Annotated in this window: 21 protein-coding genes and 2 tRNA genes; 6 read left to right on the forward strand and 17 right to left on the reverse strand. The window is 60.5% G+C overall.

Annotated features, from left to right (window positions below):
* Positions 1–39: 39 nt before the first annotated feature.
* From pgi to ACMCNM_RS24195, 4 genes are all read left to right on the forward strand, one after another.
* Positions 40–1,704: a glucose-6-phosphate isomerase gene (gene pgi, locus ACMCNM_RS24180; RefSeq protein ID WP_027595014.1), complete on the forward strand. Its 1,665-nt coding sequence runs from the start codon at positions 40–42 to the stop codon at positions 1,702–1,704.
* 259 nt (positions 1,705–1,963) lie between these two features.
* Entirely contained in the window at positions 1,964–3,898 is a 1,935-nt protein-coding gene (acs, locus tag ACMCNM_RS24185) for an acetate--CoA ligase (RefSeq protein ID WP_412765566.1), read from the forward strand.
* Between the two features lie 41 nt (positions 3,899–3,939).
* Positions 3,940–4,809 carry an oxygenase MpaB family protein gene (locus ACMCNM_RS24190; protein WP_412765567.1) on the forward strand — a complete coding sequence of 290 codons (870 nt, stop codon included), beginning with the start codon at positions 3,940–3,942 and terminating at the stop codon, positions 4,807–4,809.
* 78 nt (positions 4,810–4,887) lie between these two features.
* Positions 4,888–7,818 carry a DUF748 domain-containing protein gene (locus ACMCNM_RS24195; protein WP_186683022.1) on the forward strand — a complete coding sequence of 977 codons (2,931 nt, stop codon included), beginning with the start codon at positions 4,888–4,890 and terminating at the stop codon, positions 7,816–7,818.
* Between the two features lie 129 nt (positions 7,819–7,947).
* Here ACMCNM_RS24195 and ACMCNM_RS24200 read toward each other — a convergent pair whose 3' ends face one another.
* Positions 7,948–8,361: a VOC family protein gene (locus ACMCNM_RS24200; RefSeq protein WP_027595018.1), complete on the reverse strand. Its 414-nt coding sequence runs from the start codon at positions 8,359–8,361 to the stop codon at positions 7,948–7,950.
* Positions 8,362–8,421: 60 nt separating this feature from the next.
* On the opposite strand from ACMCNM_RS24200, the gene ACMCNM_RS24205 reads away from it, so the two are divergent.
* A complete protein-coding gene (locus ACMCNM_RS24205) occupies positions 8,422–8,724 on the forward strand; it encodes a putative quinol monooxygenase (protein WP_027595019.1) in 303 nt (100 codons plus the stop codon).
* Between the two features lie 79 nt (positions 8,725–8,803).
* Here the strand turns inward: ACMCNM_RS24205 and ACMCNM_RS24210 are convergent, their stop codons facing one another.
* From ACMCNM_RS24210 to rlmE, 16 genes are all read right to left on the reverse strand, one after another.
* Positions 8,804–9,154, reverse strand: coding sequence for a BON domain-containing protein (locus ACMCNM_RS24210; protein WP_012274238.1), 351 nt, complete (start codon positions 9,152–9,154; stop codon positions 8,804–8,806).
* Between the two features lie 263 nt (positions 9,155–9,417).
* A complete protein-coding gene (gene pnp / locus ACMCNM_RS24215) occupies positions 9,418–11,523 on the reverse strand; it encodes a polyribonucleotide nucleotidyltransferase (RefSeq protein ID WP_027595020.1) in 2,106 nt (701 codons plus the stop codon).
* A 247-nt stretch (positions 11,524–11,770) separates the two neighbouring features.
* Entirely contained in the window at positions 11,771–12,040 is a 270-nt protein-coding gene (rpsO, locus tag ACMCNM_RS24220; protein WP_012274241.1) for a 30S ribosomal protein S15, read from the reverse strand.
* A gap of 147 nt (positions 12,041–12,187) precedes the next feature.
* Complete coding sequence (truB, locus tag ACMCNM_RS24225; protein ID WP_027595021.1) at positions 12,188–13,105, reverse strand: tRNA pseudouridine(55) synthase TruB; 918 nt, start codon at positions 13,103–13,105, stop codon at positions 12,188–12,190.
* Positions 13,106–13,108: 3 nt separating this feature from the next.
* Positions 13,109–13,507, reverse strand: coding sequence for a 30S ribosome-binding factor RbfA (gene rbfA, locus ACMCNM_RS24230; protein ID WP_027595022.1), 399 nt, complete (start codon positions 13,505–13,507; stop codon positions 13,109–13,111).
* 116 nt (positions 13,508–13,623) lie between these two features.
* Positions 13,624–16,152 (reverse strand): translation initiation factor IF-2, encoded by a 2,529-nt coding sequence (gene infB, locus ACMCNM_RS24235; RefSeq protein WP_027595023.1) that lies wholly within the window; start codon positions 16,150–16,152, stop codon positions 13,624–13,626.
* Between the two features lie 27 nt (positions 16,153–16,179).
* Positions 16,180–17,661: a transcription termination factor NusA gene (nusA, locus tag ACMCNM_RS24240; RefSeq protein WP_027595024.1), complete on the reverse strand. Its 1,482-nt coding sequence runs from the start codon at positions 17,659–17,661 to the stop codon at positions 16,180–16,182.
* A gap of 59 nt (positions 17,662–17,720) precedes the next feature.
* The gene (gene rimP, locus ACMCNM_RS24245; RefSeq protein ID WP_033694237.1) at positions 17,721–18,179 is read right to left on the reverse strand and encodes a ribosome maturation factor RimP; all 459 of its coding nucleotides are present in this window, start codon (positions 18,177–18,179) and stop codon (positions 17,721–17,723) included.
* A 130-nt stretch (positions 18,180–18,309) separates the two neighbouring features.
* A tRNA-Met gene (locus tag ACMCNM_RS24250) sits at positions 18,310–18,386 on the reverse strand.
* 99 nt (positions 18,387–18,485) lie between these two features.
* A tRNA-Leu gene (locus tag ACMCNM_RS24255) sits at positions 18,486–18,571 on the reverse strand.
* Positions 18,572–18,591: 20 nt separating this feature from the next.
* Positions 18,592–18,987: a preprotein translocase subunit SecG gene (gene secG / locus ACMCNM_RS24260; RefSeq protein WP_412765568.1), complete on the reverse strand. Its 396-nt coding sequence runs from the start codon at positions 18,985–18,987 to the stop codon at positions 18,592–18,594.
* Positions 18,988–18,991: 4 nt separating this feature from the next.
* On the reverse strand, positions 18,992–19,747 hold the full coding sequence (gene tpiA, locus ACMCNM_RS24265) for a triose-phosphate isomerase (RefSeq protein WP_027595027.1): 756 nt from the start codon (positions 19,745–19,747) through the stop codon (positions 18,992–18,994).
* 65 nt (positions 19,748–19,812) lie between these two features.
* Complete coding sequence (gene glmM, locus ACMCNM_RS24270; RefSeq protein ID WP_027595028.1) at positions 19,813–21,153, reverse strand: phosphoglucosamine mutase; 1,341 nt, start codon at positions 21,151–21,153, stop codon at positions 19,813–19,815.
* Between the two features lie 16 nt (positions 21,154–21,169).
* A complete protein-coding gene (gene folP / locus ACMCNM_RS24275) occupies positions 21,170–22,021 on the reverse strand; it encodes a dihydropteroate synthase (RefSeq protein ID WP_027595029.1) in 852 nt (283 codons plus the stop codon).
* An 8-nt stretch (positions 22,022–22,029) separates the two neighbouring features.
* Positions 22,030–23,934, reverse strand: coding sequence for an ATP-dependent zinc metalloprotease FtsH (ftsH, locus tag ACMCNM_RS24280; RefSeq protein WP_027595030.1), 1,905 nt, complete (start codon positions 23,932–23,934; stop codon positions 22,030–22,032).
* A gap of 203 nt (positions 23,935–24,137) precedes the next feature.
* Positions 24,138–24,764 (reverse strand): 23S rRNA (uridine(2552)-2'-O)-methyltransferase RlmE, encoded by a 627-nt coding sequence (rlmE, locus tag ACMCNM_RS24285; protein ID WP_027595031.1) that lies wholly within the window; start codon positions 24,762–24,764, stop codon positions 24,138–24,140.
* Positions 24,765–24,866: 102 nt separating this feature from the next.
* On the opposite strand from rlmE, the gene ACMCNM_RS24290 reads away from it, so the two are divergent.
* Positions 24,867–25,175 carry a YhbY family RNA-binding protein gene (locus ACMCNM_RS24290; protein ID WP_027595032.1) on the forward strand — a complete coding sequence of 103 codons (309 nt, stop codon included), beginning with the start codon at positions 24,867–24,869 and terminating at the stop codon, positions 25,173–25,175.
* Positions 25,176–25,185 lie beyond the last annotated feature (10 nt).

The raw sequence follows: 25,185 nt of genomic DNA on the forward strand, positions 1-25,185 counted from the left end.
ATGTCCAAGGCCTCACAACGCACCAAGGAACCCTGAGCAATGGCGTATTACCGTACTCCCCATGATGTGACGGCCCTGCCCGCCTGGCAGGCGCTTCAGCAACACCGCGACGCCATGCAAGACTTCAGCATGCGTGAAGCCTTCGCCGCCGATGCCAAGCGTTTTGATCAGTTCTCCCTGAGCAGCTGCGGCCTGTTCCTCGACTACTCGAAAAACCTGATCACCGAGCAAAGCCGTGACCTGCTGGTGAACCTGGCCAACGAAGTCGGCCTGCAGGATGCGATCAAGTCGATGTTCAGCGGCGAGATCATCAACGCCTCCGAAGGCCGCCCGGTGCTGCACACCGCCCTGCGCCGCCCGGTGGGCGACAAGCTCAGTGTCAACGGCGTCAACGTGATGCCGGAAGTGCACAAGGTGCTCAACCAGATCACCGAGCTGGTCGGGCGCATTCACGATGGCCTGTGGCGCGGTTACAGCGAAAAGCCGATCACCGACGTGGTCAACATCGGCATCGGCGGCTCGTTCCTCGGCCCGGAACTGGTCTCCGAAGCGCTGCTGCCCTACGCACAACGCGGCGTACGCTGCCATTACCTGGCGAACATCGACGGCAGTGAGTTTCACGAACTGTCGGCCAACCTGCGCGCCGAAACCACCCTGTTCATTGTTTCGTCGAAATCGTTCAACACCCTCGAAACACTGAAGAACGCCATGGCCGCGCGCACCTGGTACCTGGCCCAGGGCGGCTCGGAAGCAGAGCTGTATCGCCACTTCATCGCCGTTTCCAGCAACAAGGCCGCCGCCGTCGCCTTCGGTATCCGTGAAGAGAACATCTTCCCGATGTGGGACTGGGTAGGTGGGCGCTATTCGCTGTGGTCGGCCATCGGCCTGCCGATCGCCTTGGCCATCGGCACCGCCAACTTCAAGGAGCTGCTGTCGGGTGCCTACACCATGGACCAGCACTTCCAGACCGCGCCGTTCGACAAGAACATGCCGGTGCTGCTGGCCCTGCTGGGCGTCTGGTATGGCAACTTCTGGGGCGCCCGCAGCCACGCGATCCTGCCGTACGACCACTACCTGCGCAACATCACCAAGCACTTGCAACAGCTGGACATGGAGTCTAACGGCAAGAGCGTGCTGCAGGACGGCACGCCGGTGCATACCGAAACCGGCCCGGTGATCTGGGGTGGCGTGGGCTGTAACGGCCAGCACGCCTACCACCAGTTGCTGCACCAGGGTACCCACCTTATTCCTGCTGACTTCATCGTGCCGGTGGTGAGCTTCAACCCGGTGGCCGACCACCATCAGTGGCTGTACGCCAACTGCCTGTCGCAGAGCCAGGCGCTGATGCTCGGCAAAACCCGCGATGAAGCCGAGACCGAGTTGCGCGCCAAAGGCCTGAACGAAGCCGACATCGAGAAGCTGGCCCCGCACAAGGTGATCCCGGGCAACCGCCCGAGCAACACCCTGGTGGTCGAGCGCATCAGCCCACGCCGCCTGGGCGCACTGGTGGCGATGTATGAGCACAAGGTCTTCGTGCAGAGCGTGATCTGGGGCATCAACGCCTTTGACCAATGGGGTGTGGAGCTGGGCAAAGAGCTGGGCAAAGGTGTCTACCAGCGCCTTGTCGGCAGCCAGGAAGACAGCGCCGAAGATGGCTCTACCCAGGGCCTGATCAACTACTTCCGCGGCCGTCACCGCGGCTGACCCACCCGCCACACGGTCGCTCTTTGTAGGAGCGGCCTTGTGTCGCGATGGGCCGCAGAGCGGCCCCAAAAAAATGGGTACATTACCGCTGAATGATGCTTCATCGCTGAAATCCTGGGGCCGCTTTGCGGCCCATCGCGACACAAGGCCGCTCCTACACGGCCGGCGTCGACCTTAAGGAACACCACCTCTAGCTACACTGTCCAATCGAATAGCCGTTGCAGTCCATCGCCCCCGACAAGCGCAAGGACCACCCGCCATGTTCGATATCCGCGACTACCCCCAGGCCCTGGCCGTCAGCCAGTCCGCCGCCCTCACTGACGACGATTACCGCCGCCTCTACCGCCAATCGGTGGAAGACCCCGACACCTTCTGGGCCGAACAGGCCAAACGCCTGGACTGGATCAAACCCTGGTCGAGCGTGCAACAGTGCGACCTGAAAACCGGCCAGGCACGCTGGTTCGACGGTGGCCAGTTGAACGTGAGCTACAACTGCATCGATCGCCATCTGGCCAAGCGTGGTGAACAGACCGCCCTGCTCTGGGAGGGCGATGACCCGCAAGACGCCAAAGCCATCACCTACCGCGAACTGCACCGCCAGGTCTGCCGCTTGGCCAACGCCCTGAAAGCACGCGGCGTGAAAAAAGGCGACCGGGTGTGTATCTACATGCCGATGATTCCCGAGGCCGCCTTCGCCATGCTCGCCTGCACCCGGCTGGGCGCCGTGCACTCGGTGGTGTTCGGCGGCTTCTCGCCCGATGCCCTGCGTGACCGCATCCTCGATGCCGACTGCCGTACCGTGATCACCGCCGATGAAGGCATCCGCGGTGGCAAGCGCATTCCACTGAAGCTGAACGTGGACAAGGCCCTGGCCAGTTGCCCGAATGTCAGCAGCGTATTCGTTGTCCGGCGCACGGGGGGTGATGTGGCCTGGACCGAGGGCCGCGACCTCTGGTATCACCAGGTGACGGAACACGCTGGCGACGACTGCCCACCTGTACCGATGGCGGCCGAAGACCCACTGTTCATCCTCTACACCTCCGGCAGCACCGGCAAACCCAAAGGCGTTCTGCACACCACTGCCGGCTACCTGTTGCAGGCCACCATGACCTTCAAGGTGGTGTTCGATTACCACGAGGGCGAAGTGTTCTGGTGCACTGCCGATGTAGGCTGGGTCACCGGCCACAGCTATATCGTCTATGGCCCGCTGGCCAATGGCGCGATTTCGCTGATGTTCGAAGGCGTACCCAACTACCCCGACACCTCGCGCTTCTGGCAGGTGGTCGACAAGCATCAGGTCAACATCTTCTACACCGCGCCAACGGCCTTGCGCGCCCTGATGCGCGAAGGCTCCGAGCCACTCCAGAGCACCTCACGCAAAAGCCTGCGCCTGCTCGGCAGCGTCGGCGAGCCGATCAACCCGGAAGCGTGGGAATGGTACTTCGAAGAAGTCGGCCAAAAGCGCTGCCCGATCGTCGATACCTGGTGGCAGACCGAAACCGGCGGCATCATGCTCACGCCCCTGCCCAGCACGCTACGGCTCAAACCGGGTTGCGCGACCCAACCGATGTTCGGCGTACAGCCGGTGCTGCTGGATGAAAAAGGCACCCCCATTGAAGGCCCTGGCGCTGGCGTGCTGGCCATCAAAGCCAGCTGGCCCGGGCAGATTCGCAGCGTTTATGGTGACCACCAGCGCATGGTCGAAACCTATTTCAAACCCATGCCCGGCTACTACTTCACCGGCGACGGCGCACGCCGCGATGCCGACGGCGACTACTGGATCACCGGGCGCATCGACGACGTGATCAACGTCTCCGGCCACCGCATCGGCACCGCCGAAGTGGAAAGCGCCCTGGTGTTGCACGACAGCGTCGCCGAGGCCGCAGTGGTCGGCTACCCCCATGAACTCAAAGGCCAGGGTGTGTATGCCTTCGTCACCCCCATGAACGGCGTCGACCCAAGCGAGGCGCTCAAGGCCGAACTGCTGGCCTTGGTCAGCAAAGAAATCGGCAGCTTCGCCAAACCGGAACTGATCCAGTGGGCACCGGCGCTGCCCAAAACCCGCTCGGGCAAGATCATGCGGCGTATACTGCGCAAAATCGCCTGCAACGAGCTGGAAAACCTGGGCGATACCTCGACCCTGGCCGACCCGAGTGTGGTTCAGGGCTTGATCGACAAACGTCTCAACCATTAGCTGGCGGCCCCTTTCATGGCCGCCCTGAACGACAGGTCGCCATGGAAGCCCTTCGCCGCCGCATCGAAACCCAGGTCATGAGCCTTACCGGGCTGGCCCTCGGCCAGCTCGACCTGGAAACGCCCAAGGGCGACCCTGGGCTGTTTGGCCCGCAGAGCATCAGCTGGCAAGTGCACGGCGATTTCCCAAGCATGCTGGTCGGCGGTATCAGTGCCCTCATGCTGCAACTGCTGCACCCGCTGGCGTTGGCCGGCGTGTGGGACCATTCGAACTTTCGCCAAGACCTGCTCGGCCGCTTGCGTCGCACCAGCCAGTTCATCTCCGGCACCACCTTTGGCTCGACCCGCGACGCCGAGTGGCTGATCGAAAAAGTCCGCACCATCCACCTGCAAGTCACCGGCACCGCCGCCGATGGCCGCCCGTATGCCGCCAGCGACCCGGTGTTGCTGACCTGGGTGCATGTGGCCGAAGTCAGCAGCTTCCTCGCGGCCCACCTGCGTTACCGCAACCCGCACCTGCCCAGCGCCGAGCAGGATGCCTACTACAACGAGATTGCCCTGATCGCCGAACGCCTGGGCGCGCGCGATGTGCCGCGCTCCTGTCAGCAGGTCGAGGACTACCTCAGGCACATGCGCCCGCAGCTGCAGTGCGATGCCCGTAGCCATGAGGTGGTCGACATCCTGCTTGCCGCCCCGGCGCCCAGCCGCCTGGCACAACCTGTCGGCAAGCTCATGCTGAACGCCGGCATCGACCTGTTGCCCGACTGGGCCCAGGCCATGCTCGGGCTGCAGCACGGGCCATTGCAGCGGCGGCTGATCCGCCTCGGCCTGCAACGCACTGCGCCGGTTTTGCGCTGGGCCATGCGCGATGGTTCGGCACACCGGGCGAAACGGCGAATGGGCATCGAATGAGGCGAATCGGTCGCCTCAGCGGAACTGATTTAACCTGCCATACTCCAAGCACTCCTGCTTAGACAGACGAAGCGACACATGTACAAAGGATTGATTCGCGCCCTCGGCGCCATGGTGGCTCTCGTAGCCCTCTACAGCCTGCTCGGCTTCCTCATTCTCCCCGGTGTCGCACTGCGCATTGCCAATCAGCAATTGGCGCAATATGCCACCGTGCCTGCTCACCTGCAGCGCATCGAGCTCAACCCCTTCAGCCTCGAACTGACCCTGTGGGGCCTGCAAATTGGCGAACCTGGCAAGGAACAGGTCGGCTTCGAGCGGCTCTATGCCAACCTTGCGCTCGACAGCGTGTGGAATGGCGCCTTGCACCTGACGGCGGTAGAGCTCGACAAACCGCGCAGCGAAGTGCTGTTCGCCAAGGGCGGGCAGCTCAACCTGACCCAGTTGTTCAAGCTGCCCCCCAGCGAAGCCAAGCCCGAGCAGCCGCCCAGCGACCCATTCCCGCTGCGCATCGGCAGCATCAAGCTCAACGAAGGTTACCTGCACTTCCAGGACGAGCGCCCGAGCGAGCCGATCGAGTTTCTGTACGACAACATGAACCTGGAGCTGAAAAACCTCAGCACGCTCCCGGACGACAATGCCGACATGACCCTGGTAGCGAAGGGCCCGTACGGCGGGCAGATCGACTGGAGTGGCACAATCAGCCTTTCGCCCATTGCTTCCGAAGGCACCCTGAAGGTCACCGACGGCAAGATGAAGGCGTTCTGGCCGTATGTGCGTGACGCCGTGCCACTGGTGCTGGAAGAAGGCGTCATCAGCCTCGACACTCATTACACCTTCAACCTGTCCAAAGAGACCGAGCTGCTGCTGGACAACACCTCGGTAAAAGTGGCGCCGTTCGCCATCAAGGCTCCGGATGGCCGCCAACTGGTACGCCTGGCCAACCTCGAAGTCAGCGACACCTCTATCGACCTGGCCAAGCAAAAAGTCATCGTCGGCAAGATTCGCAGCGACAAGCTCGAAACCTGGGCCGCGTTGGAAAAAGACGGCCAGCTCGACTGGCAGAAGCTGTTCGCCAGCCAACCGGCCAAGGCCACGCCGAAAGAAAAGGCCGAGCCCGCCGCCGCCGAACCTACGCCTGCAGAAAAAGCCGCCCAAGCGCCGAGCAAGCCGTGGCAAGTGCTGCTCAAGGACGTCCAGCTGCGCAACTACAACGTGCACCTGGCAGACCGTAGCCAGAAAGAACCGGTGGCACTGGATGTCGGCCCGCTCAATGTCGACCTGCAAGGCTTCGACAGCCTCAACCAGTCGCCTTTCACGCTCAAACTCGACACCGGCGTGGGCAAACAAGGCAAATTGCAGGCTGCCGGCCAAGTGAATCTGGCGCCTGTCTGGGCCAAGCTGGATGTCAGCACACGCGACATCGACCTGCGTGTGGCCCAGGCCTACATCAGCCCGTTCATTCTGCTGGAGCTGCGCAGCGGCATGCTTGCCAGCGACCTCAAGGTCGACCTGAAAAGCACCGAGCCACTGGCCTTCAACGTCACCGGCAAGGCCCAGGTCAACCAGTTGCATACCCTCGACACGATCAAGAGCCGCGACTTCGTGAAATGGCAGCAGGTGAACGTCGATGGCCTGTCCTATGTGCACGGTGATGCCCTGTCGATCGACAAGGTGACCTTGCTGCAGCCCTATGCTCGCTTCATCATCAACGAAGACCGCACCACCAACGTCAACGACCTGCTAATACCGCAGCCGGCCGATGCGCCGGCAGCCAAGGCCGCGAAACCGGCCAGCAGCGACAAGCCGTTGGGCATCCATATTGGCCAGATCGACATCAATGACGGCTCGGCCAACTTCGCCGACCTGTCCCTTACGCCCAACTTCGCCACCGCCGTGCAGCAGCTCAACGGCCAGATCGGCACCATCGACAACCGCAAGCCGAACCCGGCCAAGGTGGACATCAAGGGCAAGGTCGACCGCTATGCGCCGGTCACCATCAAAGGCGCGCTCAACCCGTTCAACCCGCTGGCCAGCCTGGATATCGCCACCAGCTTCAAGCGGGTCGAGCTGACCACGCTGACGCCCTACTCCGGCAAGTTCGCGGGCTTCCGTATCCGCAAGGGGCGGCTCAACCTCGACCTGCATTACTTGATCACCAACGGCCAGCTCAAGGCCGAGAACAAAGTGGTGGTCGAGCAACTGCAGTTGGGCGAGAAGGTCGACAGCCCAGATGCCGTGGACCTGCCAATCCGCCTGGCGGTCGCGCTGCTCAAGGACACCGAGGGCAAGATTTCCATCGAGTTGCCGGTGACCGGTGACCTCAACAACCCGCAGTTCAGCGTCATGCCGATCGTCTGGCAAACCCTGCGCAACCTGGTGCTGCGCGCGGCCCAGGCACCCTTCAAGTTTATCGGCGGGCTGATTGCTGGCGGAGGCTCCGAAGACCTTGGCACTGTCGCGTTCGCCCCGGGCTCGAGTGAGCTCACGGGCGATGCCCAGTCCTCCCTGGACAAACTGGCCTCGGCGCTCAAAGAGCGCCCGGAACTGCGTCTGGAAATCGAAGGTACCAGTGCGCAGACCAGCGACGGCCCGCTGATCGCCCAGCAGCGCCTGGACCGCGAATACCAGGCCACCTGGTACAAGATCCTGCAACGTCGTGGCGACAAGGTGCCTGCCAATGCTTCGATGCTGGTGGTCGACGACAGCGACAAGCCGGCGATGCTCGAAGGCATCTACCGCACCCGCCTGAAGCAGCAACCACCGGCCGAATGGGAACAGCTTGGCCGCGACGAGCGCACTGCCAAGCTGCGCGAGGCGGTGATCAAGTCCTGGGCCGAAAGTGCCGCGTTGCTACGCACGCTGGGCCAGGAGCGGGCCAGCAGCATCAAGGACTACCTGGTGGACAAAGGCAAGCTGGAAGATGACCGGGTGTACTTCATCGACACGACCCTGGGCAAGGCCGAGAGTGATGGCCGGGTAATTACACCGATGCACCTGGATGCCGAATGAGCCAGTGCTCGCCCCTTCGCGGGTAAACCCGCTCCCACAGGATCTGCGCTAGATTTGGAGGCTACACAGTTCGGGTGGGAGCGGGTTCACCCGCGAAGAGGCCAGTACAGTCACCGCAAGGCCATGCATTCAAACCAGCCGCTGCCCCGACACTGCCGGGTGATACAGCGGTTGCACCTTGTTCCCCGCCGGGTCCAGCAAATGGAAGCTGCGCGCCCCGTCACCGTGGTTGAACGGGCGGTCCAGCAGGGTCACCCCGTGCGCCTTGAAGTACTGGTACCAAGCCTCCAGCTCCTCCACGCTGTCGACGATGAAGCCGTAGTGATCGAGCGTCTGCAAGCCATTAGCGGCCCCGGCGCCGCGCCCCAATGACAGGTTGTCGTTACCGCAGGTCAGGTAGACCAGGTCTTCATTGGCACGGTTGAGCACCTCCATGCCCAGCACGTCGACGTAAAAGCGCTCGCACTCCTCAAGGTTGGGTACCAACAAGGCAATATGGCGCAAGCCGTTCAAGCGACCAGGGCGTTCAGGCAATTCAGACATTGGCGCGACTCCATTTTTGTATACAATTCACAGAAGAATGTAAAACAAAAGGAGTGCCATGTGTATAGCCTGTTTATCAAGACACGCGTGAAGCCCGGTTGCGCCGAGGCTTTTCTGACGGCCATCAAGGTCAATGCCGCTGCATCAGTGGCCAACGAGCCAGGGTGCCTGGTGTTCGACGTCTCCCAGGACCGCCTAGACCCCGAGGTCATCTACCTCTACGAGATCTACCAGGACGACGCCGCCTATGAAGCACACACCCAGACGGCACACTTTCGCGACAGCCGCCCACTGGTTGAGCCGCTTATCGCCGAGCAGGACTGCTTCGAAAGCGATGTAATCGCCCGCAACCCGGGCTTTTGAAGCAGCCAAAGAAAAGCCCCGGCAGGTTGCCGGGGCTTTTTGTGTTGGTGGCCAAATCCTTTTGGCCGAGGGACGTCCCTTATTCGGACTTCAGGCCATCAGCCGAAACGGCCTGAACACCTTTGATCTTCTTGGCGATGGCAACTGCCATCTCTTTCTGCGCGTCAGTCACTGCCACATCAGAGGACAGCGATACGACACCTTTGTTGGTTTCAACCTTGATGTCGCTGCCAGGTACACCTTTCTCGGTCATCAGGTCAGCCTTCACCTTGGTGGTGATCCAAGTATCGGAAGTAGCTTCCTTGGCTTTGGTCACCTCACCGGCCGCCAGCGTCATAGGGGCCTGGGTGGACTGTTGCGCAAATGCCGCATTAGCCATGGTCAGGGTCAGAGCGGTAGCAGTAGCGGCAGCAATGGCGAACTTCTTCATGTGAGTCACTCCTGTTTTTCGAAAGGTCTGCGCCGTTGTTCCTGGCTGCAGGTATGAAGGTAGTTGCATGTGCTGTGCCAGCTTTTCCGCTTCGCTTAAACGCTTATAAATCAATGACTTAGCATTTTCATACAGCTGCATGAGTCGTGCATTTTGCAACCTGCGAGGTAAACCTGCGTGCAAGATGCAACTGTACAAAAGGTTCCCGTCAGGCGAAAAAAAAGAGCCCCGAAGGGCTCTTTTTTCTATTGCGCGTCAGTCGCTTAGACGCCGGAGGCCTTGGCCGCGGCAACGTCTTTGATCGACAGCTTGATACGGCCGCGGTTGTCCACGTCCAGTACCAGCACTTCGACTTCCTGACCTTCTTTCAGAATGTCGGTGACTTTCTCGACGCGAGCATCGCTCAGCATGGAGATGTGCACCAGGCCATCTTTGCCAGGCAGGATGTTGACGAAGGCACCGAAGTCAACGATGCGCTCAACCTTACCTACATAGATCTTGCCGATTTCGGCCTCGGCAGTGATGCCCAGGATGCGCTGACGGGCTGCTTCAGCTGCTTCCTTGGTTTCGCCGAAGATCTTGATCGAGCCGTCGTCTTCGATGTCGATCGAAGCCTTGGTCTCTTCGCAGATGGCGCGAATGGTGGCGCCGCCTTTACCGATGACGTCACGGATCTTGTCGGTGTCGATCTTCATCGCGATCATGGTCGGAGCGTTGGCCGACAGCTCGGTACGCGACTGGCCGATGATCTGGTTCATCTGACCGAGGATGTTCAGGCGCGCTTCCAGGGCTTGGCCCAGGGCGATTTCCATGATCTCTTCGGTGATGCCGTTGATCTTGATGTCCATCTGCAGTGCAGTAACGCCTTTGGCGGTACCGGCAACCTTGAAGTCCATGTCGCCCAGGTGGTCTTCGTCACCCAGGATGTCGGTCAGGACCGCGAATTTCTCGCCTTCCTTGACCAGGCCCATGGCGATACCGGCAACCGGCGCCTTCATCGGCACACCTGCGTCCATCAGTGCCAGGGAAGCACCGCAGACCGAAGCCATCGAGCTGGAACCGTTGGACTCGGTGATTTCCGAAACCACACGGATGGTGTACGGGAACACGTCAGCGGCAGGCAGCATGGCCTGGACCGAGCGACGGGCCAGACGGCCGTGGCCGATTTCGCGACGGCCAGCACCGCCCATACGACCACACTCGCCAACCGAGAACGGCGGGAAGTTGTAGTGCAGCATGAAGGGGTCTTTCTTCTCGCCTTCGAGGGTGTCCAACAGCTGGGCGTCACGGGCAGTACCCAGGGTCGCAACGACCAGGGCCTGGGTTTCGCCACGGGTGAACAGCGCCGAACCGTGAGTCTTCGGCAGGACGCCGACTTCGATGTTCAGCGGGCGAACGGTCTTGGTGTCACGGCCATCGATACGCGGCTTGCCGTTGACGATGTTCTCGCGAACGGTGCGGTATTCGATTTCGCCGAAGATTTCTTTGACTTCGGAAGCCGATGGCTGGCCTTCTTCACCGGAGAACTTGGCGATCGCCTGATCGCGCAGCTCGCCCAGGCGCGCGTAGCGGTCGGCCTTGACGGTGATGGTGTAGCCCTGCGAAACAGCCTCGCCGAATTCAGCGCGGATGGCGTTGAACAGCTCGGTGTTGGCAACGGCAGGTTTCCAGTCCCAGGTCGGCTTGGCAGCTTCGGCGGCCAGCTCTTTGACAGCCTGGATAACAGCCTGGAATTCGTCGTGGGCGAACAGAACAGCGCCCAACATCTGGTCTTCGGTCAGCTCTTGGGCTTCCGATTCAACCATCAGAACGGCGTCGGAGGTACCGGCAACGACCATGTCCAGGCTCGAGGCAGCCAGTTGCTCGTAGGTCGGGTTCAGCAGGTAGCCGGTGCTTTCGTGGAAAGCAACGCGCGCGGCGCCGATCGGGCCTTCGAACGGAATGCCGGAGATTGCCAGGGCAGCCGAGGTACCGATCATCGCAGCGATGTCCGGATCGGTCTTCTTGCTGGTGGAAACCACGGTGCAGACGACCTGGACTTCGTTCATGAAGCCTTCAGGGAACAGCGGACGGATCGGACGGTCGATCAGGCGCGAGGTCAGGGTCTCTTTCTCGGAAGGACGGCCTTCACGCTTGAAGAAACCACCTGGGATCTTGCCGGCGGCGTAGGTCTTTTCCTGGTAGTGGACCGACAGAGGGAAGAAACCCTTGCCTGGATCGGCTTGCTTGGCACCCACCACGGTCACCAGCACGGTGACGTCGTTGTCTACAGTGACCAGCACTGCGCCGGTGGCCTGACGGGCAATACGGCCCGTTTCGAGAGTAACGGTCGATTGACCGAACTGGAATGTCTTGATTACCGGGTTCACGGTTTCCTACCTTTTCAGTGGCTCTTGGGGGAACTGGTTTCTTGCGAATTCTTGGGCAGAACGGGGAATCGGCCCCATTGACCGTCCAGATACAACACGAGGCTGGGAGCCTGGCCGAAGCGCGGAAAACCGCACAACGTAACCAGGCTGCCAGCCTCGGAGATACGCATGGCGCGCCCAAAGACAACGCTGCCAGGCAGCGTTGCCAATGCATGAGACGCCATGCACACCACTGACCAGGCCGCTATTAGCGACGCAGGCCCAGGCGACCGATCAGGGCGCTGTAACGAGTGGTGTCTTTGCCCTTCAGGTAGTCCAGCAGCTTACGACGCTGGTTAACCATACGGATCAGGCCACGACGCGAGTGGTGGTCTTTACCGTTGGCCTTGAAGTGGCCTTGCAGCTTGTTGATGTTCGCGGTCAGCAGAGCAACCTGAACTTCCGGGCTACCAGTGTCGCCAGCTGCTTGCTGGAAGTCGGTAACGATTTGAGCTTTTTCTTCAACGCTGAGGGCCATTTGGCTTCTCCTGATAACGGATCCCGCGAACGGGGTCCAATAGGCCAGGGACAAATCCCTGTATTAATAAGAAAGGTGTGACCGTGCCTACTGACAGCCACCCTTGATTCCGTAGGGTTCAGCCGAAGCCTCGCCCTGCGGTTTCGGTCATTCCGACCGAATCAACCGACGTGGCGCAATGCGCCCGTCTTCACTCACTTCACCGATACCGATGAAGCGCGCGTTGTGATCTTGTACCCGGACCATGCCAAACTGCGGCGCATCCGGCGCGCGTACTGCCTGCCCATGCAGCCAGTAGAACGCACTGTGTTCAGACAGGCTGACCATTGGCCAGTCCTGCAACCCGCTGTCGGAAGGCATCAGGAAGCGATCAAGCGCTTCGTTGCCGCCTTCGGCATGGGCCTGTTCGAGTGCTTCGAGGGTCACCGTCTGTGCCAGTGCGAAGGGCCCGGCCTGGGTCCTGCGCAACTCTGCGACATAGGCGCCACAGCCAAGGGCTTCGCCGATATCCTCCACCAGGGTGCGGATATAGGTGCCTTTGCTGCATCCTACACTGAGCCGTGCACGGGTGCCTTCGCACTCGAGCAACTCCAAGCGGTTAATAGTAACAGAACGCGCCTCGCGCTCCACTACCTCTCCAGCACGTGCCAGTTTGTACAGCGGCTGGCCATCGCGCTTGAGTGCCGAGTACATCGGCGGTATCTGGCTGATCGGGCCGCGAAAACGTGGCAGCAGGGCCTCGATGTCGGCACGACCAACGGTCACCTCACGGGTCTGCAAAACCTCGCCTTCAGCATCGGCAGTATTGGTAGTCTGCCCCATCTGCATGACGGTTTCGTAGCCCTTGTCGGAATCGAGCAAGTACTGCGAAAACTTGGTCGCTTCACCGAAGCACAGTGGCAGCACGCCGGTGGCCAGCGGATCGAGGCTGCCGGTGTGGCCAGCCTTCTCCGCATTGAGCAACCAGCGGACCTTCTGCAGTGCCGCGTTGGAGGTAAAGCCGAGCGGCTTGTCGAGCAGGATGATGCCGCTGACGTTGCGGCGAATACGTTTGACCTGGGCCACCGCTTACTCCTTGGTGTCCAGCTCGTCGGTATCCTTGTGCAGGCGGTCTTCGGCCACTGCACGCTCGATCAGCGCCGACAGGTGTACACCGCGGCTGACGCTTTCATCGAAGTGGAAATGCAGCTGGGGGACGCTGCGCAGTTGCATCGAACGCCCCAGGTGCAGACGCAGGAAGCTGGCAGCGCTGTTCAGCGCCTTCAGCGACTGCTTCACGGCGTCTGGCGTTTCCTCGCCCATGACGGTGATGTACACCTTGGCATGGCCCAGGTCGCGGCTGACGTCCACGGCAGTGATGGTCACCAGACCCACACGTGGGTCCTTGACTTCGCGGCGGATCAGTTCAGCCAGCTCGCGCTGCATCTGATCACCGATACGTTGGGTACGGCTATATTCTTTGGCCATTCTTGCTACCTGTAACTTAAAGCGGCAAACGCCCGGTCAGGCTGATGCCTGACCGGGCGCTACCTATAAAGGCGCCGCCAACCGCCCTGTAGCGGGGGCTTGCGGCAAGCTCGCCCTTAGAGGGTACGAGCCACCTGGACTTTCTCGAAGACTTCGATCTTGTCGCCGACCTTGACGTCGTTGTAGCTCTTGACGCCAATACCGCACTCCATGCCCGAACGTACTTCGGCAGCGTCGTCCTTGAAGCGACGCAGCGATTCCAGCTCGCCTTCGAAGATCACAACGTCTTCGCGCAGTACACGGATCGGACGGTTGCGGTACACGGTACCTTCGATGACCATACAGCCAGCGATGGCGCCGAACTTCGGCGAACGGAACACGTCACGTACTTCGGCGACACCCAGGATGTTCTCGCGAACATCGCTGCCGAGCATGCCGGTCAGGGCTTTCTTGACGTCTTCGATGATGTCGTAGATCACGTTGTAGTAACGCATATCCAGACCTTCCTGCTCGACGATCTTGCGCGCACCGGCATCGGCACGCACGTTGAAGCCGAACAGCACCGCGTTGGACGCCAGCGCCAGGTTGGCGTCGCTCTCGGTGATACCACCTACGCCGCCACCGATCACGCGAACCTGAACTTCGTCGTTGCCCAGGCCGCCGAGCGAACCCTGCAGTGCTTCCAGGGAACCACGTACGTCGGTCTTGAGGACGATGTTGAGGGTCTTCTTCTCTTCTTGACCCATGGTCTCGAAGATGTTTTCCAGCTTGCCAGCGTGAGCACGGGCCAGCTTGACCTCGCGGTACTTGCCTTGACGGAACAGGGCAACTTCACGGGCTTTCTTCTCGTCAGCCACCACCGACAGCTCGTCACCGGCTTCCGGGGTACCGTCCAGGCCAAGGATCTCGACCGGGATCGACGGGCCAGCTTCCTTCACAGGCTTGCCGTTCTCGTCGAGCATGGCACGTACGCGGCCATAGTTGGAGCCGCACAGGACCATGTCGCCCTGACGCAGCGTACCGTCCTGAACCAGGATGGTCGCCACTGGGCCGCGGCCCTTGTCCAGGCGCGATTCGACGACGACACCACGACCTGGGGCGGTCGGGGTAGCGGTCAGTTCGAGGATCTCGGCCTGCAGCAGAACGGCTTCGAGCAGTTCGTCAACACCGGTACCCATCTTCGCCGAAACCTTGACGAACGGCGTGTCACCACCCCAGTCCTCGGAGGTTACGCCTTCGACGGACAGCTCGTTGCGAATGCGGTCGAGGTCAGCACCTGGCTTGTCGATCTTGTTCACTGCGACAACCAGTGGGACGCCAGCAGCCTTGGCATGCTGAACGGCTTCACGGGTTTGCGGCATCACGCCGTCGTCCGCCGCCACCACCAGGATGACGATGTCGGTCGCCTTGGCACCACGAGCACGCATCTGAGTGAACGCAGCGTGGCCCGGGGTATCGAGGAAGGTGACCATGCCGCGGTCGGTTTCCACGTGGTAGGCGCCGATGTGCTGGGTGATACCGCCGGCTTCGCCAGCAGCAACCTTGGCACGACGGATGTAGTCGAGCAGCGAGGTCTTACCGTGGTCAACGTGGCCCATGACGGTAACGACCGGGGCACGCGATTCGGTTTGGCCTTCGAACTTCAGCGATTCGGCCAGGGAGTCTTCCAGGGCGGTATCGCTGACCAGGGTCACCTTGTGGCCCAGCTCTTCTGCGATCAGCTGAGCGGTTTCCTGGTCGAGCACCTGGTTGATGGTAACCGGGGTGCCCATCTTGAACATGAACTTGACCACTTCAGCGCCCTTGACGGACATCTGGTTGGCCAGTTCCGAGACCGTGATGGTCTCGCCGATGGTCACGTCACGGATGACGGGGCCGGTCGGGTTCTGGAAGCCGTGAGCATTACGCTTCTTCAGCTTGCCCTTGCCACCACGACCACGACGAGCGCCATCGCTCTCTTCGTCGGTGGTACGCGGAGCAGCACGCGGAGTCGGCGCCTTTTCCTTTTCCTTGACCTTGACCTTGATCGACACACGAGGCGCTTCGCCACGACGACGGTCGTCATCGCGAGTGCGGCTTTCGTTGCGACGGGTCTCGTCTTTTTTGCGTTCGGCGGCACGTGCGGCGGCATCTTCCGATGCAGGCGCGTCAGCGACTACAGGTGCCGGGGCAGGTGCAGCAGCGCTAGCAGCGGCAGCCGGTTTGGCAGCTGGGGCCGCAGGGGCGGCATCAGCGTGACGACGGGCCTGCTCTTCGTTGCGCTGGCGAACTTCGGCGTCAACCTTGTCGCGCGCAGCGTTTTCGGCCGCACGGCGCTCTTCTTGCTCGCGTTTTTGCTCAGCCTGGATTTCTTCCGGGCTGCGCTGAACGAATACTTTCTTCTTGCGTACTTCTACGCTGATGCTTTTGCTACCGGCGACACGCAGCGTGCTGGTGGTCTTGCGCTGCAAGGTAATCTTGCGCGGCTCTTCCGCCTTGCTCTTGTGGCTGCTTTTCAAATGAGTCAGCAGGGTCTGCTTCTCATTGTCGGTCACTACCTGACCGGCGTCGGTGTGCGGCAGACCTGCCTCACGCATCTGCTGCAGCAGGCGCTCTACCGGTGCCTCGACCTCTTGGGCCAGTTCTTTCACCGTGACTTGCGTCATGCACTTCTCTCCTCAGGCCGCGCCTAATTACTCGAACCAGTGGGCTCGGGCGGCCATGATCAACTTGCCGGCACGCTCTTCGTCGATGCCGTCGATGTCGAGCAGGTCGTCAATCGACTGCTCGGCCAGGTCTTCGCGGTTAACCACGCCGCGCACCGCCAGTTCCGCCGCCAGGTCCTTGTCCATGCCCTCAAGGGAGAGCAGGTCTTCGGCCGGATGGGCGTCTGCCAGTTTTTCTTCGGTAGCGATGGCCTTGGTCAACAAACGGTCCTTGGCTCGAGCGCGGAGCTCATTGACGATATCTTCGTCAAAGCCATCGATGTTGAGCATTTCTTCCAACGGTACGTAGGCAATTTCTTCGAGGCTGGTAAAGCCTTCGTCGACCAGCACTTGGGCCAGCTCCTCGTCGACTTCCAGTTCATCGATGAAATTGCGCAGGATGTCACCGGTTTCTGCTTGCTGCTTGGCCTGGATGTCCTTTTCGGTCATCACGTTCAAGGTCCAGCCGGTCAACTGACTGGCCAAACGAACGTTCTGACCGCCACGACCAATGGCCTGGGCAAGGTTGTCTTCGGCGACGGCGATGTCCATGGCATGGGCATCCTCGTCAACGATAATCGCCGCGACTTCAGCCGGCGACATAGCGTTGATGACGAACTGCGCCGGGTTATCGTCCCAGAGGACGATATCCACACGCTCACCACCCAACTCTCCGGATACGGCTTGGACGCGCGAACCGCGCATGCCGATACAGGCACCTTGCGGGTCGATACGCTTGTCCTTGGAGCGGACGGCGATCTTGGCTCGCGACCCCGGATCACGGGATGCAGCCATGACTTCAATGAGACCCTCGGCAATTTCCGGCACTTCGATGCGGAACAGCTCGATCAGCATCTGTGGCGCAGTGCGCGACAGGATCAGCTGAGGGCCACGGTTTTCAGTGCGGATTTCCTTGAGCAGTGCACGCAGGCGCACACCCACACGGAAAGTCTCGCGGGGAATGATGTCTTCGCGAGCCAACAAGGCCTCGGCGTTGTTGCCCAGGTCAACGATGACGTTGTCGCGGGTAACTTTTTTGACGGTACCGGAGATGATCTCACCCACGCGTTCGCGGTAGGCATCGACCACCTGGGCGCGCTCGGCCTCACGGACCTTCTGCACGATGACCTGCTTGGCGGTCTGGGCGGCGATACGACCGAACTCGATAGACTCGATCTTCTCCTCGATCACGTCACCGACCTTGGCTTCAGGGTGGGTCTCGTGGATCTTGCTCAACCAGGTCTCGATCGCCGGATCATCAAGATCGGCTTCATCGACCACGGTCCAGCGACGGAAGGTCTCGTAGCTACCGGTGTGGCGGTTGATTTCCACACGCAGGTCGACTTCGTCCTCAAAACGTTTTTTGGTTGCAGTGGCCAGGGCCACTTCCAGCGCTTCGAAAATGACGCCGGGCGGTACACCTTTTTCGTTGGATACCGATTCAACAACCAGCAGTACTTCTTTGCTCATCGTACGCCTCGCCTTGCGCAAGCCATTGGGCCCGGATAGTCCGCCGGGCCCGGCACGTCTCAGTCAAAACTGGGAATAATATTGGCCTTGTCGATCGAGTCGATCGGCAACAGGAACTCTTGATTGTCCACCTGGACCACCACATCCTGCTCCTCCACACCGCGGAGAAGGCCCTGGAAGTTACGACGACCCTCGAAGGGTGAGCGCAGCTTGATCTTCACTTGTTCGCCGGCATGCGAGGCAAACTGTTCCAGAGTGAACAGCGGGCGATCCATGCCTGGAGACGACACTTCAAGGGTATATTCACTGCTGATCGGATCTTCCACATCAAGAATGGCGCTGGCCTGACGGCTGACTGCTTCGCAGTCGTCAACCAGGATCCCGTCTTCCTTATCGATGTAGATGCGCAGTACCGAATGCTTACCCTGGGAAACGTACTCGATCCCCCAGCACTGATAGCCCAGACCCTCGACAACCGGGGCCAACAAGGCCTGCAACTGTTCTAGCTTGCTCGACACCTGAACCCCCTCGTGCATGCTGTGCAAATAAAAAATGGGCGAAGCGCCCATCCCTGAAAGCGCCGTTGGACAACGACGCCGAAAACTGTTCGGCTAGCAAAAAGCCCCTGAAAAGGGGCTCCGCTGAAGCTGGTTGCGGGGGCTGGATTTGAACCAACGACCTTCGGGTTATGAGCCCGACGAGCTACCAAGCTGCTCCACCCCGCGACAAAGCTGGGGCGAAAGTATAAGACTGAACCCAGTGCTGGGTCAATCCGACCTCCACCTACAAGAAAGCCCGCATAAAGCGGGCTCTCTTGCTTCAATTGGTACCGAGAAGGGGACTCGAACCCCTACACCCTATGGGCACAACCACCTCAAGGTTGCGTGTCTACCAATTCCACCACCTCGGCAATACTACATTTGAAACCCGTTACTTCTGCTCTTGTGCCGGAGGAGGTACATCACCCGTTGTAGGGGCAGTTTCGCTCTTCTGCTGTTGGAGCACCGGTACATCATCATTTACTGCCGGCTTCTGCTCTTTCACTTCCAATACTGCTGGATCTGGAAGGCCCGCCTGGTTCAGCTTGTGAGCTTGTTCCTTGGCGAAGTATCCTAACCCAAGTGCTGTCAAAAAGAAAGTGGCAGCGAGTATTGCAGTGAATTTACTTAGGAAGGTTGCAGAACCTTGGCTTCCGAACACAGTGTTTGAGGCCCCTGCGCCGAAAGATGCACCTGCTTCCGCACCTTTACCCTGTTGTAACAGTACCAGCACTACTAGCGACAGCGCTGCCAACAGATGAAAAACAACGATGACTGTTTCCAGCATTTGTTCAGTTTCCTGCGGCGCGACAAATTGCACCGAATTCGTCTGCGTTCAGGGACGCTCCACCAATGAGCCCCCCATCGATATCCGGCATGCCGAACAGTTCGGCCGCATTGGCCGCCTTCACGCTGCCGCCGTAGAGCAGCTGCACCTTCGCAGCCACTTCAGCATCTTCTGCCGCCAGCTGACTACGGATGGCGGCGTGCACATCCTGAGCCTGCTGTGGCGTGGCCGTTAAGCCAGTGCCGATGGCCCATACAGGCTCATAAGCAATTACTGCATTGGCAAAAGCCTTAACACCGAACGCTTCGATGATACTGCTTAGTTGACGCCCAACAACTTCGAGTGTCTTGCCAGCCTCGCGCTCTTCAAGGGTTTCCCCTATGCACAGCACCGGCTTCAAACCTTTAGCCTGTGCGGCTGCAAACTTGCGGTTAAGCACTTCGTCGGTTTCACCAATGATCTGGCGACGCTCCGAATGCCCAACCAACACCAACTTGCAGCCCACTTCGGCCAGCTGTTCCGGACAAACTTCGCCGGTCAGCGCACCCTGTTCGGGTTGTACAGCAGAATTCTGTGCGCCGACAGTTATTTCTTTACCTGCCAGGCCATCAATCACTTGATTGATGAACAAGGCCGGCGGAAACACCGCGACTTCCACTCCGCTCGGCAGGGCGAGATTGCTCAAGCCCTCGGTCAGCTCAGCGACGCTGGCGCGGGTACCGTGCATCTTCCAGTTACCAGCTACCATAGGGCGACGCATGCTTTACCTCGTCGGTCAAAGTGGGCGCAGATCTTACCCAACCAGATCTGCGCTGGCAAGCGCCTTCAGACACAAACTTCGCCGACCAGTTTCGCCAGCGCTTCGGCATGGGCGCGAACCTGACTTTCGTCATCGCCTTCGACCATGACGCGCACCAACGGCTCGGTACCCGACTTGCGCAGCAACACACGCCCGCGACCGGCCATCGCCTCGGTCACCTTGGCACTGGCTTCCTTGACTGCAGGGTGCTCCAGCGGGTCGACCTTGCTTGCCCCGTAGCGCACGTTGATCAGCACCTGTGGGCACTTGCGCAAGGCCTGACGGGCCTGGGCCAGGGTCTCGCCGCGACGCTTGAGCGCCATCAGCACCTGCAGCGCGGCAATGATCGCATCACCGGTGGTGGTGTGGTTGCAGCACACGACATGCCCGGAGTTTTCGCCACCGATCAGCCACTCGCGCTCGAGCAGTTCGGCCATGACGTAACGATCGCCGACCTTGGCCCGCACAAACGGGATATCCAGATCCTTGAGCGCGAGCTCAAGGCCCAGGTTGCTCATCAGCGTACCCACTACCCCGCCCTGCAGCTTGCCGCGGTCGTGCAGATCACGCGCGATGATGAACAGCAGTTCGTCACCGTCGATGATGGCACCGGTGTGGTCGACCATCAGCACCCGATCGCCGTCGCCGTCAAAGGCGATGCCCAGGTCAGCATGACCAACCAGCACGGCCGCCTGCAGCGACTCGATATGGGTCGAACCGCACCCTTCGTTGATGTTCAGGCCATCTGGCTGAGCATGCAGAATGGTGACGTCAGCACCCAGCTCGCGGAACACGCTCGGCGCGACCTTGTAGGTGGCACCATGGGCACAATCGACCACCAGCTTGAGGCCTTCGAAGCTGGTGCTCGAGGGCACGCTGCTCTTGCAGAACTCGATGTAGCGGCCGGCGGCGTCGTTGATGCGCGAAACCTTGCCCAGCTTGCTCGACTCGACCACCGTCATGGGCTGATCGAGCAATTCCTCGATCATCAACTCGACTTCGTCAGGCAGCTTGGTGCCTTGCCCGGAGAAGAACTTGATGCCGTTGTCGTCGTGCGGGTTGTGCGAGGCACTGATGACGATACCGGCTTCGGCGTGGAACGTACGCGTAAGGTAGGCGATGGCCGGCGTCGGCATCGGCCCGAGCAGCATCACGTCGGCACCGGCTGCAGACAGCCCCGCCTCAAGTGCGGACTCGAACATGTAACCAGAAATACGCGTGTCCTTGCCCACCAGCACACGGCAATGGCCCTGCTTGCGGAAGGCCATGCCGGCGGCCCAGCCGAGTTTCAGCATGAAGTCCGGCGTGATCGGGTATTCGCCGACGCGGCCACGAATGCCGTCGGTACCAAAGTATTTTCTGCTCATAGCGGCTCCAATGTTCTTATTCGGCGTTTTGTACCGCAGCGATCATGCGCACTACATCGACAGTTTCGGCCACATCATGGACGCGAAGGATGCTCGCGCCCTTGGTCATGGCCAACGCTGCCAGCGCCAGGCTGCCGTACAGACGCTCGCCGACCGGACGATCCAGCGTCAGGCCGATCATGCTCTTTCGTGAAACACCCACCAGCAGTGGGCGCCCAAGGCGATAGAGCGCTTCCATGTGTTTGAACAGGCTTAGGTTATGCGCCAATGTCTTGGCGAAACCGAAGCCCGGGTCAAGAATGATTTTGTCTGCAGGGATGCCCGCCGCAGCACAGGCGGCCATCCGCTGTTCAAGATATCGCGTTACGTCGGCCGTCACATCATCGTAGTGCGGGTCGTCCTGCATATTGCCCGGCTCACCGCGCATATGCATCAGGCACACCGGCAGGCCGGTGTCCGCCGCCGCATCCAGGGCGCCATCGCGCTCCAGGGCACGAACGTCGTTGATCAGGCCAGCCCCCAGCCGTGCGGATTCACGAATGACCGCAGGCGTGGAGGTATCGACCGAAATGACCACGTCCAGACGACTGTTGATCGCCTCGACCATCGGTGCCACGCGTTCGATTTCTTCGATCACGGACACCGCACGCGCGCCAGGGCGCGTCGATTCGCCACCGATGTCGATCAGCGTGGCGCCCGCGGCAACCATGGCTTCGGCATGGCGCAGCGCAGCATCGCGCTGGCTGAAGCGCCCGCCATCGGAGAATGAGTCGGGGGTGATATTGAGAATACCCATGACATGGGTACGCGACAAATCAAGAACCCGGTTGCCGCAAGGCAACCGGGTTGGGTACTGCACTGAACTCATAGATGCCCTTAGTGTTGAGCCGCTGGGCCGCCGATTGGCGATTCCGGGCGGTCACCCTGAGCTGCAGGGTTGCCCGAAGCCGAGTCACCATCCCAATCCCGCGGTTCGCGAGGGGTACGGCCCGACATGATGTCGTCGATCTGGTCGGCGTCAATGGTCTCGTACTTCATCAGCGCTTCGGCCATGGCATCGAGCTTGTCGCGGTTGTCGGTGAGCAGTTGCTTGGCCGTGGCGTAGCACTGGTCGATGATGCTGCGCACTTCCGAGTCGATCAGCTTGGCGGTTTCACCCGAGACACTGGCGTGCTGGCTGCCGGCGCTACGGCCGAGGAACACCTCGCCCTCTTCTTCGGCATACATCAGCGGGCCGAGTTTCTCGGAAAGGCCCCACTTGGTGACCATGTTCCGGGCAATCTGGCTGGCGCGCATGATGTCGTTGGATGCACCGGTGGTGACGCCATCGAAGCCCAGGGTCATTTCTTCGGCGATACGGCCGCCGTACAGCGAGCAGATCTGGCTGATCAGCGCGCGCTTGGACAGGCTGTAACGGTCTTCCTCAGGCAGGAACATGGTGACACCCAGGGCACGACCACGCGGGATGATCGACACCTTGTAGACCGGGTCATGCTCAGGCACCAGTCGACCGACGATGGCGTGACCGGCTTCGTGGTAGGCGGTGTTCTGTTTTTCTTTCTCGGACATGACCATGGTCTTGCGCTCGGCGCCCATCATGATCTTGTCTTTGGCCAGCTCGAACTCTTTCATTTCGACCAGGCGCTTGTTGGAGCGCGCGGCAAACAGCGAAGCTTCGTTGACCAGGTTGGCCAGGTCTGCACCGGAGAAGCCTGGGGTACCACGGGCAATGACCGCCGGGTTGACGTTCTCGCCAATCGGCACCTTGCGCATGTGCACTTTAAGAATTTGCTCACGGCCACGGATGTCTGGCAGGCCCACAACGACCTGACGGTCGAAACGACCAGGACGCAGCAGCGCAGGGTCCAGCACGTCCGGACGGTTGGTGGCGGCAATGACGATGATGCCATCGTTCATTTCGAAGCCGTCCATCTCTACCAGCAACTGGTTGAGGGTTTGCTCACGCTCATCGTGACCACCGCCCATGCCGGCGCCACGGTGGCGACCAACGGCGTCGATTTCGTCGATGAAGATGATGCACGGGGCGTGCTTCTTGGCCTGTTCGAACATGTCACGCACACGGCTCGCACCGACACCGACGAACATTTCGACGAAGTCCGAACCGGAAATGGTGAAGAACGGCACTTTCGCCTCACCTGCGATGGCCTTGGCCAACAGGGTCTTACCGGTACCGGGTGGGCCAACCATCAGCACGCCGCGCGGAATACGACCGCCGAGGCGCTGGAACTTGCCCGGGTCGCGCAGGAACTCGACCAGTTCGCCGACTTCTTCCTTGGCTTCGTCGCAACCGGCGACGTCAGCCAGGGTGGTCTTGACCTGGTCTTCGGACAGCAGGCGCGCCTTGCTCTTGCCGAAACTCATCGGCCCGCCCTTACCGCCCGCGCCACCTTGCATCTGGCGCATGAAGAACATGAACACGGCAATGATCACCAGGATCGGGAAGCTGGCGACCAGCAACTGCGTCCAGATGCTCTGCTGCTCAGGCTGCTTGCCTTCGACGACCACGTGGTTGTCGACCAGGTCGCCGATCAGGCCGTTGTCGGTAATGGCCGGGCGCACGGTCTTGAAGTTGTCGCCGTCGGCACGCTTGCCGGTAATGATGTAGCCGTCGACGGTCACGCGCTCGACTTTCCCGTCTTTAACCTGCTGGATGAAGTCGGAGTAGTTGAGGGTCTGCGGCTCGTTAGGGCTGGAGAAGTTGTTCATCACTGTCACCAGGACAGCTGCGATGATCAACCACAGGATCAGATTCTTTGCCATGTCGTTCAATTCGCTACCCTCTGAGGCCGGCGCACGACGCAGCCGTGCCTCGCATGATATTCATCGCCCTAACTTACTACATTACCTACGCATCCGCAGGCACCGTCTGTAACCCTTTGTGAAACCTAGACTACACGAAGTTCGGACGATACAGACGGGGCGGCCGATTGGAATTAACTATCGACCACCCCGTGGCACGCCTTTCACACGCCTTTGAAACCTTTACCCAGCAGGTACTGCTCACGCGAACGATCCCGCGAAGACGACGGCTTACGCATCTGTACCTTGTCGAACTTGGTGCGCACGTCCTTCAGGTACATGTCGAAGCCTTCGCCCTGGAAAATCTTGATGAGGAAGTCACCACCAGGCTTGAGCACGCGGGTTGCCAGGTCCAGTGCCAATTCGCACAGGAACATGGCGCGCGGCATATCCACTTCAGGCGTACCACTCATATTGGGGGCCATGTCGGAAATCACAAGGTCTACGTGAGAATCACCGACTGCGTCGAGGATCTGCTGCAGGACTGCATCCTGGGTGAAGTCGCCTTGAATGAAGGTAACGTCAGGGATCGAGTCCATTTCCAGGATGTCGGAGGCGATCAGGCGCCCTTGGCCACCAATCAGACGACTGGTCACCTGCGACCAGCCACCCGGGGCTGCGCCGAGGTCGATCACACTCATGCCAGGACGGATCAAACGGTCCTTTTCCTGGATCTCAAGCAGTTTGTAGCTCGCACGCGAGCGGTAGCCATCCTTCTGCGCTTGCTTCACAAAAGGGTCGTTAAAATGCTCTCGCAGCCAGTTAGCGCTGCTTTTGGAACGTTGTACCACGGGGCACCTCGATGATATGCGTCGTGATTGACTGGGCGGAGCCAGGGGCCCTCGGGTAAAATGCCTGTCAATTTTACAGAATCAGACGGAAAGGGTCAGATTATGCCGCTCAATAACGAGCAGAAGAAGCAATACAAGTCCATTGGTCATGACCTGAAGCCGGTCCTGATCGTTGCTGGCAACGGTGTTAACGAAGGCGTTGCCGCCGAACTGGAACGCGCACTCGCCGATCATGAACTGATCAAAGTCGAGATTCGCTCCGAAGATCGTGAAGAACGTGCCGCCGCCATTGCCGAATTGTGCAAGGTTGGCCGCGCCGAACTGGTGCAGACCATCGGCAAGAAAGCGCTGATCTACCGGAAGAACCCACAGCCGAACAAACAGCTGTCCAACATCCACCGCTTCAAATAATAGCGGCTCC

The sequence above is a fragment of the Pseudomonas sp. NGC7 genome (assembly GCF_047159675.1).
Classification (GTDB): domain Bacteria; phylum Pseudomonadota; class Gammaproteobacteria; order Pseudomonadales; family Pseudomonadaceae; genus Aquipseudomonas; species Aquipseudomonas kermanshahensis.

Coding starts and splice junctions, on each gene's coding strand:
- pgi (WP_027595014.1), top strand. CDS start 40: ATGGCGTATTACCGTACTCCCCATGATGTGACGGCCCTGCCCGCCTGG.
- ACMCNM_RS24210 (WP_012274238.1), bottom strand. CDS start 9,154: ATGAAGAAGTTCGCCATTGCTGCCGCTACTGCTACCGCTCTGACCCTG.
- ACMCNM_RS24200 (WP_027595018.1), bottom strand. CDS start 8,361: ATGTCTGAATTGCCTGAACGCCCTGGTCGCTTGAACGGCTTGCGCCAT.
- ACMCNM_RS24190 (WP_412765567.1), top strand. CDS start 3,940: ATGGAAGCCCTTCGCCGCCGCATCGAAACCCAGGTCATGAGCCTTACC.
- rbfA (WP_027595022.1), bottom strand. CDS start 13,507: ATGGCCAAAGAATATAGCCGTACCCAACGTATCGGTGATCAGATGCAG.
- ACMCNM_RS24195 (WP_186683022.1), top strand. CDS start 4,888: ATGTACAAAGGATTGATTCGCGCCCTCGGCGCCATGGTGGCTCTCGTA.
- secG (WP_412765568.1), bottom strand. CDS start 18,987: ATGCTGGAAACAGTCATCGTTGTTTTTCATCTGTTGGCAGCGCTGTCG.
- rpsO (WP_012274241.1), bottom strand. CDS start 12,040: ATGGCCCTCAGCGTTGAAGAAAAAGCTCAAATCGTTACCGACTTCCAG.
- acs (WP_412765566.1), top strand. CDS start 1,964: ATGTTCGATATCCGCGACTACCCCCAGGCCCTGGCCGTCAGCCAGTCC.
- ftsH (WP_027595030.1), bottom strand. CDS start 23,934: ATGGCAAAGAATCTGATCCTGTGGTTGATCATCGCAGCTGTCCTGGTG.
- infB (WP_027595023.1), bottom strand. CDS start 16,152: ATGACGCAAGTCACGGTGAAAGAACTGGCCCAAGAGGTCGAGGCACCG.
- nusA (WP_027595024.1), bottom strand. CDS start 17,661: ATGAGCAAAGAAGTACTGCTGGTTGTTGAATCGGTATCCAACGAAAAA.
- folP (WP_027595029.1), bottom strand. CDS start 22,021: ATGAGTTCAGTGCAGTACCCAACCCGGTTGCCTTGCGGCAACCGGGTT.
- glmM (WP_027595028.1), bottom strand. CDS start 21,153: ATGAGCAGAAAATACTTTGGTACCGACGGCATTCGTGGCCGCGTCGGC.
- ACMCNM_RS24290 (WP_027595032.1), top strand. CDS start 24,867: ATGCCGCTCAATAACGAGCAGAAGAAGCAATACAAGTCCATTGGTCAT.
- tpiA (WP_027595027.1), bottom strand. CDS start 19,747: ATGCGTCGCCCTATGGTAGCTGGTAACTGGAAGATGCACGGTACCCGC.